General features: G+C 41.1%; 7 protein-coding genes and 1 pseudogene. 6 read left to right on the top strand and 2 right to left on the bottom strand.

Going from position 1 to position 14,192, the window contains the following annotated elements:
* Both CS898_RS09670 and CS898_RS09665 read right to left on the bottom strand, forming a co-directional pair.
* A pseudogene (locus CS898_RS09670) lies at positions 1-93 on the bottom strand (IS200/IS605 family transposase); the annotation flags it as partial.
* Between the two features lie 219 nt (positions 94-312).
* Positions 313-3,183, bottom strand: coding sequence for an insulinase family protein (locus tag CS898_RS09665; RefSeq protein ID WP_099208954.1), 2,871 nt, complete (start codon positions 3,181-3,183; stop codon positions 313-315).
* Positions 3,184-3,476: 293 nt separating this feature from the next.
* Between CS898_RS09665 and rpoB the strand changes: the two genes are divergently transcribed.
* The 6 genes from rpoB to CS898_RS09635 all read left to right on the top strand — a co-directional run.
* Entirely contained in the window at positions 3,477-7,232 is a 3,756-nt protein-coding gene (gene rpoB, locus CS898_RS09660) for a DNA-directed RNA polymerase subunit beta (protein ID WP_009431296.1), read from the top strand.
* A gap of 42 nt (positions 7,233-7,274) precedes the next feature.
* A complete protein-coding gene (rpoC, locus tag CS898_RS09655; RefSeq protein WP_009431761.1) occupies positions 7,275-10,838 on the top strand; it encodes a DNA-directed RNA polymerase subunit beta' in 3,564 nt (1,187 codons plus the stop codon).
* Between the two features lie 128 nt (positions 10,839-10,966).
* Complete coding sequence (gene rpsL, locus CS898_RS09650; protein ID WP_009430108.1) at positions 10,967-11,380, top strand: 30S ribosomal protein S12; 414 nt, start codon at positions 10,967-10,969, stop codon at positions 11,378-11,380.
* Positions 11,381-11,490: 110 nt separating this feature from the next.
* Positions 11,491-11,961: a 30S ribosomal protein S7 gene (gene rpsG, locus CS898_RS09645; RefSeq protein ID WP_009430564.1), complete on the top strand. Its 471-nt coding sequence runs from the start codon at positions 11,491-11,493 to the stop codon at positions 11,959-11,961.
* Positions 11,962-11,982: 21 nt separating this feature from the next.
* Positions 11,983-14,064 carry an elongation factor G gene (gene fusA, locus CS898_RS09640; protein ID WP_099208953.1) on the top strand — a complete coding sequence of 694 codons (2,082 nt, stop codon included), beginning with the start codon at positions 11,983-11,985 and terminating at the stop codon, positions 14,062-14,064.
* 14 nt (positions 14,065-14,078) lie between these two features.
* The coding region (locus tag CS898_RS09635; protein ID WP_200807628.1) for a GTP-binding protein at positions 14,079-14,192 on the top strand (114 nt) is incomplete at its 3' end.

Here is a 14,192-nt window from a genome sequence, read left to right as displayed (position 1 = left end):
AAATACTATTTTTCGTCTATACTTTGGTGTAAAGACAATATGATATTTACACATCCATTTTGTGTGTGATAATGAATTTGCCTTTTGAGCCATATGAATCACCTCTTATTATTTTAGGTCTGAACAACTCTATTATAATACTGAGGTGATTTTTTGGTATAACCTTTATTGCCTACCCGCATAGCGGGTAGTTTTCTGTTTCGCACGCCTTGCGTGCTCAACTGACTAAAGTCATCAATAAATGATAAAACCACCCAGTAGGGGTGGTTTTATCATAGAAAGAAAATAGCTCTTGAGGGTTATTTTCTTTTTTTAAATGGAGTAAATTTGGTCAAAGAGGTCTTTATTTTCTTCAATCATATCTTGAGATCCTAGAACAACCAGCTGGTCTTGGTCCATGGCTTGGTTCAAAACAGCTTGGTAAGATTTTAAACTTTGAAGGCTGGTGGCCAAGGCTTCTTGCTTTTGGATGGACAGGTCTTCTTCCTCTTGGCCTAGAATAAAACGAGCTAGGTCGATTTGTCCTGCTTCATAGGGAGTTCTCAAGGGGTCAAAGGCATTCATGGACCCAATGACGATTTGACTAATTTCTTCGGGGTCTAGGTCTAATTGGTCCAGGTAGGTCCCCATGGCGTCGTAGCAGGCAATAGTTTCTTGAAGTTGGGGGTCCCGGTAGCTATAGGTTGCAAGGAGACCAGAAGATTTTATGCGAATTCCAGCTCCATAGGCACCTCCCTTGGCCCGGATGTTTTCGTGGAGGTATCCAGTGCTTAAGAGGTTGGCCAAAACCGTCATGGATCCGGAGTAGGGAGCACCCAGTTTATTTAGGTCATAACCCTTGGAAATATAGAGGACAGAAGCTGGTAGGCTAAAAGCTTCTTTGGCTGGAGATAGACTTGGGCTCAAGTCAACTAGAGGATAAGGAGTGAATTTTTTTGTTAGAGTTTTGAGAGAAGGGGCTAGGTCTTGATAGATTTTTTCTTCTCCCGTAAATTCAATAACAAGACCTTGATGGTTAAAGGATTTTTTGTAGACTGCTTCCAAGGATTGAAGGAAGGAGTCTTTTCTCTCTTCCCAATGGTCCAAAAGGTCTTTTAAATAGAAGTGGTAGTCCAGGCCTCCTAGGAGTTCACGAATCTTAGCAGCCTTGGAATAGTGGCTGTCCACCCGACTGGAGGCAATGACATGGCCATTTTGTAAAAAACCGGCTTCGTTGGATGTTTTTTCTAACATCAAAAGGTCGTAGATTCTCTTTTCTTCCTTAAATATTGTATGGGAGAAGATATCCTCCATTATGGGTAAGATTTTTTCCACTTCTTGGTCCAGAGATGCTGTATGGACATTGAAGCGGATAGAATACTTATCCTTGCTTTGATAAACAGTAGGGTCAAAAAGGATTCCGGATGAATTTAAATAAATGGCTGTTGATAGGTCCTTATAGGATTGGTTTTGAGTGGAAATTTTTCCCAAGAGGTTGGGTAAAAGAGCCAAACAAGCTAGTTCATCCAAGTTTAGATGGTGAGCTTCAAAAGACAGGGTTAAATAGGAAAGGCCATTGGTAAACTCCGGATGGAAGAGGTAGTGGACACCATCTTCTTCTGTTAATTTTCTGGAGATGTGGCGGATTCCTGGTTTGATATCATCTAGGGTCAATTTGGGAATGGAGGCCTTGGCTTGGGGACTATCGGGTGTGGACTGGTAATCCAACAAAGCCCGTGCTTCTTGTAAGATTCTTGCCTTTTCGTCGGTGGTTAGGTTATCTTTTTTTTCTTTTAATTCCTGGGCTAGGGCTAGTTGGTCTTCTTTTAAGAGGTCTGTATTGGCCCTAGATTCTAAAATCAGTTTTTTAGTGTTCAGAACTTTTTCTTCCAACAACTTTTCGAACTCTCCATTTTCAATGGTCTTTCTCAAGTCAGCCAGGGCATCCGAAAAGTTTAAACCAATAAAGGGGCTGGCTCCATACAGCCAGGTATTCAGGGCATTGATATAATAAATAATTCCCTTGTGGTTGCCGCCGCCTTCTCGGATGGAGATTTCAAATTTATTAAAGGTGGCCAGGAGTCGTTTTTTATCAAAGCCTTTGGCCACCAGGTCTTTGAGGCAGTCTTGGATGATTTTGTAAAAGTCCTTAGACCGGCCAGGCTTGGCTCCTTTGGCTGTGATATAGACATCCAGGGGAAGACTTGTGGACAGGTCAATGTAGACATCCTTGCAGAAGTTTTGGTCCAGCAGGGCTTCTTTTAAGTCTCCTTCAGTGGAGTTTACTAGTAGATCAGCAAACAAGGCCCTTAGGAGAAGGTCCCGACCATTGGTTGCCTGTCCCATATTAAAGGCATAGGTGTAGTAGGATCCATCTTCTAAATCATCGGTAGGGTAGTCTTGACAAAGCCAGAGGTCCTCCTCTAAGTCTGGAGACAAGTTAATTTCATGAGGCAAGTCCTTTTTAGAAAATTGGGATAGGTAGTCTTGGTCGATGTGGTCTAAAATTTCTGTCTTGTCCAGGTTTCCATAAAGGTAGATATAGCTATTAGAGGGGTGGTAGTGGTCTCTATGAAAGTTTAAAAAATCTTCATAGCTTAGACTGGGGATTTTTTTAGGATGACCACCGCTTTCAAAGCCGTAGGTCGTTTCTCCGTGGAGACCTCGAGAAGCTTGGAAAGCCACCAAGGCGTCAGGGTCAGAATAAACCCCCTTCATTTCATTGTAGACAACACCGTTGTAAATCAGGTCTTTGTTGTCCTTAAATTCATAGTGCCAACCTTCTTGTTGGAAGATCTTCTTTTCTTCATACATCTTGGGGAAAAAAACCGCATCCAGGTAGACGTCACATAGGTTCATAAAGTCTTTCTGGTTACGACTACTAATGGGGTAGATGGTCTTATCAGAAAAAGTCATGGCATTTAAAAAAGTCTGTAGAGAAGACTGGATTAAATCCATAAAGGGTTCCTTGGTGTGGTATTTTCTGGATCCTGACAGGGTAGAGTGTTCCACGATATGGGCAACTCCGCTATCGTCTTTTGGGGGTGTTTTAAAACCAATGGCGAAGACGTTGTTTTCATCGTCGTTGTCCAATAAAAGAACTTGAGCTCCTGTGGCTGTGTGTTTGTAGTAAGATACATAGCTATTGGTATCTTCAGAGTATTTTCCTTCTATAAATGTATAATTTTTATAATCTTTTTTCATAACAACCTCCTAAAAACAAATATACCCAATAGGAGCCTGGCTTAATAAAGATAATTTAAGGCCTTATATTTTTGTTTTAAGAAATAAAATGGGTCTTTAAAAGACTTGGATTGATTCATAATTTCCAAGTTTAAATTTTTTTAGATAATTTTTCTCAACCACTTGCATAAACTTGACCTTCATGATAATATGATACATTGCATAATAACGATTAATGTGGATTATTGTTTCCAAAAATAATGACCCACAGAAAAGGCTAGTGGCCGTTAGATCTTAAAGGGGTGAATAGCTAAATGGTACATCCTGTTCAATATGGGACAAGGGAAAGAATGAGTTTTTCTCGAATTGAAGAAGTATTAGACCTACCAAACTTAATTGAGGTCCAAACATCTTCTTTTCAATGGCTAATCGATGAGGGTTTAAAAGAGGTATTTGATGATATCTCGCCAATCGAAGACTATTCAGGTAATTTAGTCTTAGAGTTTGTTGACTACTACTTATCTGATGATCGAAAGTATGATGTAGATGAAGCGAAGGAAAGGGATACAAACTACTCCGCTCCATTAAAAGTACGGGTTCGATTAATCAACACAGAAACACAAGAAGTAAAAGAACAAGAAGTTTTTATGGGAGACTTACCCATTATGACACCTACAGGAACCTTTGTAATCAATGGGGCAGAAAGGGTAGTTGTCAGTCAATTGGTTCGGTCTCCAGGAGCTTATTTTAAAGAAGAAACTGACAAGACCGGGAAAAAACTTTATTCAGCAACCCTAATTCCAAACCGAGGAGCTTGGCTAGAATTTGAAACAGATGCCCAAGGGGTCATCAATGTTCGAATCGACCGAACTCGTAAAATCCCCATTACTATCTTATTAAGGGCTATTGGGGTGGAATCAAACCTACAAATTACAGAAATTTTAGGGGAATCTGAAGAGCTTTTAAAAACATTTGAAAAAGATCCAACTTCAAATAAAACGGAAGCACTTTTAGAAATCTATAAGAAGTTAAGACCTGGGGAACCCCCAACCTTGGATAGTGCCCAAAGTTTGTTTGAAAACATGTTTTTCGACCAAAGACGCTATGATCTTGCTAAGGTCGGACGTTATAAATTTAATAAAAAACTAGCCTTGGCTGACCGGATTATCGGTTATCGGTCCAAGGATACTTTAGCCAACCCTGAAACAGGAGAAATCATCGTTTCTGAAGGAGAGTTAATTACAGAAGAAATCGCTAAAGATGTTGAAATGGCTGGCTTAAACTGTGTAAACATCATTAAGGACCCTCAAAGAGAAGGCGAAGAAGCTCGAGTTTTAACCATCCTAGGCAACAATTTTGTGGATGTAGAGGCCTTTGGTGATTTGGGTATTGATTTTGCAGAATTTGGTATTAAAGAAAAAATATACTACCCCTTAATGCGCGAAATCATTGACCAAGCAGAATCTACAGAAGACATTTGCTCTGAAATCAAGAAAAGACACAAGGAATTATTACCCAAGCACATCATTGTAGATGATATGTTGGCGGCTGTAAACTATGAATTCAACCTTTTCTATGGCATCGGCTATGTAGACGATATTGACCACTTAGGCAACCGTCGCATCCGGTCTGTAGGGGAATTACTACAAAACCAATTCCGGATTGGTTTTTCCAGAATGGAAAGAGTTATCCGGGAAAGAATGACCGTTCAAGACTCTGAAGCAACGACACCTCAATCTTTAATTAATATTCGGCCAGTAACAGCTTCTATCAAGGAATTCTTCGGGTCAAGTCAATTGTCCCAATTCATGGACCAAAACAACCCCCTATCTGAGCTAACCCATAAAAGAAGACTATCTGCTTTAGGACCTGGTGGGTTAAGTAGGGACCGGGCAGGTTTTGAGGTTCGAGATGTGCACAACTCCCACTATGGTCGGATGTGCCCTATTGAAACACCTGAAGGTCCAAACATTGGTTTGATTACTTCTTTAACAACCTATGCTCGGATCAACGAGTATGGATTCTTAGAAGCTCCCTACCGGAAGGTCATCAAGGGAGAAGGACGTGTAACCAATGAAATTGAATATTTAACTGCGGATGTAGAATACAAAAACACTATTGCCCAATCCAATGAATTAATTGACGAAGATGGTTATTTTGTCAATGATCGGGTTGTAGCCCGGGGGATTGATGGCGTGGTAGATGTTTATGATTCAAAAATTGTAACCTACATGGACGTATCGCCTAAACAAATTGTATCTGTAGGGACAGCCATGATCCCCTTCTTGGAAAATGATGATGCCAACAGGGCCTTGATGGGGTCAAACATGCAACGGCAAGCCGTGCCTCTTTTGACGACCCAAGCTCCTATTATCGGAACGGGAATTGAATATAAGGCAGCTGTGGATTCAGGTGTAGTTATTTTAGCTGAAGACGATGCTGTTATCACAAAAGTTTCTGCAACAAACATTGAATATAAGAGAGATTCAGACGGACAAACTGTCTCCTTTAAATTGCACAAGTTTATCGGGGGCAACCAATCAACAACCATTAACCAACGCCCTATTGTTCGTAAGGGAGACAAGGTTAAAAAGGGCCAAGTCATTGCTGATGGCCCAAGTACTGACCAAGGAGAAATGGCATTAGGGAAAAACATCCTGATTGCCTTTATGAACTGGGAAGGGTACAACTACGAAGATGCTATGCTGGTCAACGAAGAGCTAGTCATTGATGACGTTTTAACCAGCTTGCATATTGAAGAATATGAATCTGAAGCTCGAGACACTAAACTGGGACCTGAAGAAATCACCCGAGACATTCCAAACATGAGCGAAGAAATGCTCAAGGACTTGGATGAAAGGGGAATTATTCGGATTGGAGCTGAAGTTCATCCTAATGACATCTTAGTAGGAAAAGTTACTCCCAAGGGAGAAACGGAGCTTTCTGCTGAAGAACGTCTTTTACGGGCTATCTTTGGCGAAAAAGCTAGAGAAGTTCGAGACAATTCCCTACGTCTCCCCCATGGAGAAAGTGGAATTGTTGTAGATGTTAAAACCTTCACTCGGGAAAATGGAGACGAACTCCAACCTGGCGTTAATGAAATGGTTCGGGTTATTGTAGCCACTAAACGAAAAATCAACGTAGGAGACAAGATGTGCGGTCGCCATGGAAACAAGGGGGTTATTTCACGAATCCTACCCAAGGAAGATATGCCCTATATGCCTGATGGGACGCCAGTACAAATCGTCCTGAACCCTCTAGGGGTTCCCTCTCGGATGAACTTGGGACAAGTTTTGGAAGTTCACTTGGGACTGGCTGCCAAAAAACTAGGCTGGCATGTAGCTACACCTGTTTTCGATGGAGCCAACGAGCAAGATATTATTGATTCCTTAAGAGAAGCCGGCTATCCAGACAATGGGAAAATCCAATTGAGAGATGGACGGACAGGGGAAGAATTCAACAACCCTGTAACAGTAGGTTACATGTACATGTTGAAACTTCACCACTTAGTTGATGAAAAAATCCATGCTCGGTCTACAGGACCTTATTCCTTAGTAACCCAACAACCTCTTGGTGGTAAGGCACAATTCGGGGGACAAAGATTTGGGGAAATGGAAGTTTGGGCTTTGGAAGCCTATGGTGCAAGCCATACCCTTCAAGAAATGTTAACAGTTAAGTCTGATGACGTAGTTGGTCGGGTACGAACTTATGAAGCTGTTGTCAAAGGGGACAACATCCCACAACCAGGAATTCCTGAATCCTTTAAGGTTTTAATTAAAGAGCTAGAATCCTTAGCTTTACAAATAGACGTATTAGATGAAGATGGAAATGAAGTGGACCTACAAACAGATGATGAAGAACTGGTTCGCTTGGATCGTCTTGATGGAAAAATAGATGAAGAAGAGGAAGATGTTACAGACTTAATTACGGAAGTAACATCAGATGTACCTGGAAGTATTCGTCGAATATTAGGAGATGAAACTCCTGATGGTTATGTTGATGAAGAGGACGAAGACGAGGAATACGAAGAATACGAAGACGAAGCAGAAGATGCAGAATCGGACTTTTAAATTAAAAGATAGATTGAATGGTACAAATGAAAGGAGTATCCTTTGAGCGATCATAAATTGTTTAATTCTATAAAAATTGGTTTAGCTTCACCGGAAAAAATTCGAGAATGGTCTTATGGAGAAGTCAAAAAGCCTGAAACAATCAACTATCGGACTCTAAAGCCTGAAAAAGAAGGCCTTTTCTGTGAAAAAATCTTTGGACCCACCAAGGACTGGGAATGTAACTGTGGTAAGTACAAACGTGTCCGTTATAAGGGTGTCGTCTGTGAAAAGTGTGGAGTTGAAGTAACCAAAGCCAAGGTTCGTCGGGAAAGAATGGGACATATTGAATTGGCTGCTCCAGTCAGTCATATTTGGTATTTCAAGGGAATTCCATCAAGGATGGGCTTGGTTTTAGATATGAGCCCCCGGGCCCTTGAAAAGATTCTTTACTTTGCCGCCTATGTTGTCACCTGGGTAGATCCAGATGTCAATGCAATTTATCCCAAGCAACTGCTAACGGAAATGGAATACCGAGAATTAAAACGTGAGTATGGGGATAAATTCAAGGCTGGAATGGGAGCTCAAGCAGTAAAAGAACTCTTGGAACAAATTGACCTGGAAAGAGAATCCCAAGAATTGAAAGAAGACTTGGAAGGCTCTACTGGACAAAAGAGAATCCGTATTACCCGTCGATTGGAAGTTGTCGAAGCTTTTATCCAGTCTAAAAACAAACCGGAATGGATGGTTTTAGATGTAATCCCAGTAATTCCACCGGACATTCGCCCTATGGTTCAATTAGATGGAGGACGTTTTGCGACCTCAGACTTAAATGACCTTTACCGTCGGGTAATTAACCGGAACAATCGCTTGAGAAAGCTTTTGGATATTGGAGCACCAGACATCATTGTAAGAAATGAAAAGAGAATGCTACAAGAGTCTGTAGATGCTTTAATTGATAATGGTCGGAGAGGACGACCTGTAACAGGACCGGGAAACCGTCCCTTGAAGTCCCTTTCAGAAATGCTAAAAGGGAAACAAGGTCGTTTCCGTCAAAACTTATTGGGGAAACGGGTTGACTATTCAGGTCGGTCTGTAATTGTTGTTGGGCCAGAGCTTAAATTCTACCAATGTGGCTTGCCAAAAAACATGGCTTTAGAGCTCTTTAAACCTTTTGTCATGAGGGAATTGGTAAAGAGGGAATATGCCCACAATATTAAGTCTGCTAAACGGATGGTGGAAAGGATTCGTCCGGAGGTATGGGATGTCCTTGAAGATGTTATTCAAGACCACCCTGTCCTACTAAACCGGGCGCCTACCCTGCATAGGCTGGGAATTCAAGCCTTTGAACCCGTCCTGGTTGAAGGAAAGGCCATCAAGCTTCACCCCTTGGTATGTACAGCCTACAATGCCGACTTTGATGGAGACCAAATGGCTGTCCACTTGCCCCTGTCAACAGAAGCTCAAGCAGAAGCAAGACTTCTCATGCTTTCAACCAACAATATCTTGGCCTTAAAAGATGGAAAGCCTATTACTACTCCATCTCAAGATATGGTTTTAGGAGCTTACTACCTATCTGTTTGGGTTGATGAAAAACAAAAGGGTGACGGCATGCGCTTTGCAAGCTATGATGAAATGATGCATGCTTTAGAGTCGGGCTTTTTACACCTTCATTCCAAGGTATCTGTTCGAAGAAAGTTAAATGAACAAGACCCAGGAAAGTTAGTTGAATCCACTGTAGGACGTTTTATCTTAAACCAATTTATCCACCAAGATTTGGGCTTTGTTGACAGAAATGAAGATCCTTATGGTCTAGAAATTGACAAGACCATTGACAAAAAACTCTTAGGGAAGATTATTGAAAAAACCTATAAATTGCATGGCAACCTAGAAACGGCACAATTTTTAGATGATATTAAAAATGCGGGCTACCACTATTCAACTATTGGAGCTATTTCTATCTCCATGGGAGATGTTGTGGTTCCAGATTCTAAGCCTGAAATCTTAGAAAAAGCGGATAAGGAAGTAGACAAGTACGAAAAAGCTTTCCGACGCGGTTTAATTTCAGATGAAGAGCGTTATGAACATGTTATTAAAATTTGGAACGATGCAACGGAAGAGCTAACTGATGCAGTTATGGACACCTTTGACCCCATGAATAACATCTATATCATGGCAGATTCAGGAGCCCGGGGTTCTAAAAACCAAATTAGACAGTTGGCTGGGATGCGGGGCCTTATGGCATCACCATCTGGCCGAACCATCGAAGTTCCCATTACATCTAACTTCCGGGAAGGACTTTCTGTACTTGAATTTTACATGTCTACTCACGGTTCTCGTAAGGGGCTGGCAGATACAGCCTTAAGAACTGCCGACTCTGGTTATTTAACTCGTCGTCTGGTAGATGTTGCTCAACAAGTCATCATCACAGAAGAAGATTGTGGAACAGATGAATATGTAGAAGCCAAAGTGTTCACGGATGGAAATGAAGTTATTGAAGAGCTGAAAGACCGAATTGAAGGCCGCTATAGCTTTGAAGACATCTATGATCCAAAGACCAAGGACCTTATTGTTGGAGCCAACGAAATGATCCACGACGAAGAAGCTGACCGGATTATTGCTTGTGGCATTGAAAAAGTAAAAATTCGTACAGTCTTAGGCTGTAAGTCCAAACATGGAATTTGTGCCCACTGCTATGGCCGAAACCTAGCCACCAATGATGAAGTAGGTATTGGAGAAGCCGTAGGTGTTATTGCTGCCCAATCCATTGGGGAACCAGGAACCCAGTTAACCATGCGTACCTTCCATACTGGTGGGGTAGCAGCTGCAGCTGATATCACCCAAGGTTTGCCTCGGGTCGAAGAATTGTTTGAAGCTCGTAAACCCAAGGGCTTGGCTGTTATTACAGAGATAGACGGAACGGTATCCTTAAGTAAAAATGACCGCAAAAGAGAGGTTATTGTTACCTCTGAAAATGGTGAAAGCCAATCCTATAACATTGTTTATGGGGCTCGAATCAAGGTTAAAGAAGGAGACTATGTTGAAGCAGGGGATGAATTAACCCAAGGTTCTGTTTATCCTCAAGACCTCTTAAGAGTTAAGGGACCCAAGGGAGTTCAAGAATATCTGGTTAAGGAAGTTCAAAGGGTTTACCGTCTACAAGGGGTAGACATTAACGACAAGCATATTGAAGTTATTGTCCGCCAAATGCTTGGAAAAATTAAAATTGTAGATTCTGGGGATACAGACTTATTACCTGGATCTCTAGTTAGCACTGTAGATTTTTATGAAAAGAATGAAGAGGCTAGAAAAGAAGGCTTGGAAGAAGCTACAGGAGATGTAACCCTACTGGGAATCACCAAGGCTTCTCTAGCTACAGAAAGTTTCTTGTCTGCAGCATCTTTCCAAGAAACCACAAGAGTCCTAACCGATGCAGCCATCAAGGGTAAACAAGACTATCTACGAGGTCTAAAAGAAAATATCATTATAGGCCAGTTGATTCCTGCAGGTACAGGAGTTAGAAGTAACGAACATGTTTACCTAAAAGAACAAGATCAAAGAAGTCAAGAAAACATCTCTCTCTTAGAGGATGAGGAAGACACAGAAGTCGTTGACAAGACAATTTAAAACTGTTATACTAGTTGGGTATGATATTTAGATAATGGCTGTTCATATGAACAGTCATTATCTAATGGAAACACTTTAGGAATATCCCTTAGGGATGCATGAAATTTAAATGATAAGGAGGTGCCTTTATGCCTACTATAAATCAATTAGTACGCAAAGGTCGTAAAAAGGTTGAAACAAAATCTAAATCTCCAGCTCTCGATTACAACTTTGATAGCTTGAGAAAAGTGGAAACCGAAGTTAACTCTCCTCAAAAAAGAGGAGTCTGTGTTGCTGTTCGTACAGTTACACCTAAGAAACCAAACTCAGCACTTAGAAAAGTAGCCCGTGTACGTCTATCTAACGGATATGAAGTCATGGCTTACATTCCAGGAATTGGACACAACCTACAAGAACATAGTGTTGTTTTAATTCGTGGTGGACGTGTTAAGGACCTTCCAGGGGTTCGTTACCACATCGTCCGTGGTACATTAGATACCGCAGGTGTAGAAGAACGTCGTCAAAGCCGCTCTAAATACGGTACTAAGAAACCAAAAGCATAATACATGTACAAGCAAAGTGCAGGATTGTTTAAATCTCATGCATTTTGGCAGTGCGGCAAGTGATTGTCGAGTACCTGTGAATTATCTAAATTGTTAAGGAGGGAAGAATTATGCCAAGAAAAGGTCATATTCCAAAAAGAGAAGTAATGCGCGATCCAAAATTTGATGATGTGGTCATTACAAAGTTAATCAACAACGTCATGTTAGATGGAAAAAAAGGTACAGCGCAAAGAATTGTTTATAAAGCATTAGAAAATGTTGAAGAAGCAACAGGCGAAGAAGCTCTAGAAGTTTTTTACAAGGCTTTAAATAACATTATGCCTGTTTTAGAAGTTAAAGGACGCCGGATTGGTGGGGCTACCTATCAAGTTCCAATGGAAGTTCGTCCAGAAAGACGCCAAACTCTAGGATTGAGATGGCTAGTTCTGTTTGCAAGAAAACGTGGAGAAAAAACCATGGCAGAACGTCTTGCAAAAGAAATTTTAGATGCATCCAACGGTCTGGGAGCCAGCGTTAAGAGAAAAGAAGAAATGCATCGTACAGCTGAAGCGAATAAGGCTTTTGCTCACTACAGATGGTAATAAAGTAAGGGAGGAAGACTCGTGCCTAGAGAAATACCTTTGGAAAAAACCAGAAATATTGGGATTATGGCCCATATTGATGCTGGTAAAACAACCACAACTGAAAGGATCCTTTACTACACAGGTAAAATCCACAAAATTGGTGAAACCCATGAGGGTGCAGCACAAATGGACTGGATGGAACAAGAACAAGAACGTGGGATTACAATTACCAGTGCGGCAACAACTGCCCATTGGAAGGATTACCGTTTAAACATCATTGACACCCCAGGACACGTTGACTTTACAGTAGAAGTTGAACGTTCTTTACGGGTACTTGATGGTACCGTTGCTCTATTCGATGCAAAAAGCGGTGTAGAACCACAATCTGAAACAGTTTGGCGTCAAGCAGACAAATACCATGTTCCAAGAATTGCCCACATCAATAAGATGGACGTTACAGGTGCAGATTTCTTTAGAAGTGTTGAAACCATTGATAAGAAATTACATGGGAACCCAGTGCCAATCCAAATTCCAATGGGAGCAGAAGAAAGCTTCATTGGAATGATTGACTTAGTTACTCAAAAAGCTGAAGTCTACAAAGATGAACTAGGAACTGAAATTGAAATAACAGATGTTCCAGCAGAATATGAAGAAGTCGTTGCTAAATACCGTGATGCCTTAATCGAACGCGTTGTTGAATTCGATGAAGAGCTTATGATGAAGTATTTAGAGGGAGAAGAAATTACTGAAGATGAAATCAAATCAGCCATCCGCAAAGGAACCCTAGCTGTTGAAATCACTCCAGTTACTTGTGGGTCTAGTTATAAAAACAAGGGTGTTCAATTATTGTTGGATGCCATTGTTGACTACCTTCCCTCTCCTTTGGACATTCCAGCTATTAAAGGGGTGGACCCAGCGACAGGGGAAGAAACAGAACGTCATGCCAGTGATGAAGAACCCTTCTCTGCTTTGGCCTTTAAGATTGTTACTGACCCCTATGTAGGAAAACTAGCTTACTTCCGTGTTTATTCAGGAACATTAGAAGCTGGTTCTTATGTATACAACTCTTCTAAGGGGAAAAAGGAACGGATTGGTCGTATCCTATTAATGCATGCCAACAAGCGAGTTGAAGTAGATAAAGTATATGCTGGGGACATCGCTGCAGCAGTTGGTTTAAAAGATACCTCTACAGGGGATACTCTTTGCGATCAAGCTAGTGAAGTTATCTTGGAACAAATGGAATTCCCAGAACCAGTTATCTCTGTTGCTATTGAACCAAAAACCAAGGCATCTCAAGATAAAATGGCTATTGCCCTTCAAAAATTAGCAGAAGAAGATCCAACCTTTAAAACTTATACAGATGAAGAAACAGGCCAAACCATTATTGCGGGAATGGGTGAACTTCACTTAGACATTATCGTTGACCGGATGTTAAGAGAATTTAAAGTAGAAGCTAACATTGGTAATCCACAAGTATCCTACCGTGAATCCATCTTAAACGAAGCTGATGGTGAAGGTAAATACGTACGTCAATCTGGTGGTCGTGGACAATACGGACACGCTAAGATTCACGTTACTCCAGGAGAACCAGGATCTGGATTTGTCTTTGAAAACAAGATTGTCGGAGGGGCCATTCCAAAAGAATTTATTGGACCGACCCAATCCGGTATCGAAGAAGCAATGCAATCTGGTATCTTAGGTGGATACGAAGTTCTAGATGTGGCTGTTACTCTTTATGATGGGTCCTTCCATGATGTCGACTCATCAGAAATGGCCTTTAAGATTGCAGGATCCATGGCTTTACGAGATGCTTTATCTAAAGGGAACCCAGTCTTATTAGAACCAGTTATGAAAGTTGAAATTACAACTCCTGAAGAATACATGGGAGATGTTATTGGAGATATTAACTCACGAAGAGGCCGTATGGAAGGTATGGAGTTAGTTGCAGGTGCACAAATTGTAACATCCTACGTTCCTTTGGCAGAAATGTTTGGTTATGCAACAAGCTTGAGATCAAACACACAAGGTCGTGCAACTTACTCTATGCAATTTGACCATTACGAACAAGTGCCTAAAAATATCGCAGATGAAGTACTTGGCGATAAGAAAAAGAATGATTAATTAGGAGGAGAACCATGGCAAAAGAAAAATTTGAAAGAACGAAACCCCACGTAAATATCGGAACCATTGGTCACGTTGACCACGGTAAAACAACCCTAACAGCAGCAATCACATTTGTATTAAACAAA

It is taken from the genome of Urinicoccus timonensis (assembly GCF_900232945.1).
GTDB classification, from domain to species: domain Bacteria; phylum Bacillota; class Clostridia; order Tissierellales; family Peptoniphilaceae; genus Urinicoccus; species Urinicoccus timonensis.
The sequence above is the reverse complement of the archived record's forward strand: the minus strand, read 5'-3'. Positions and strand labels throughout refer to the sequence as shown.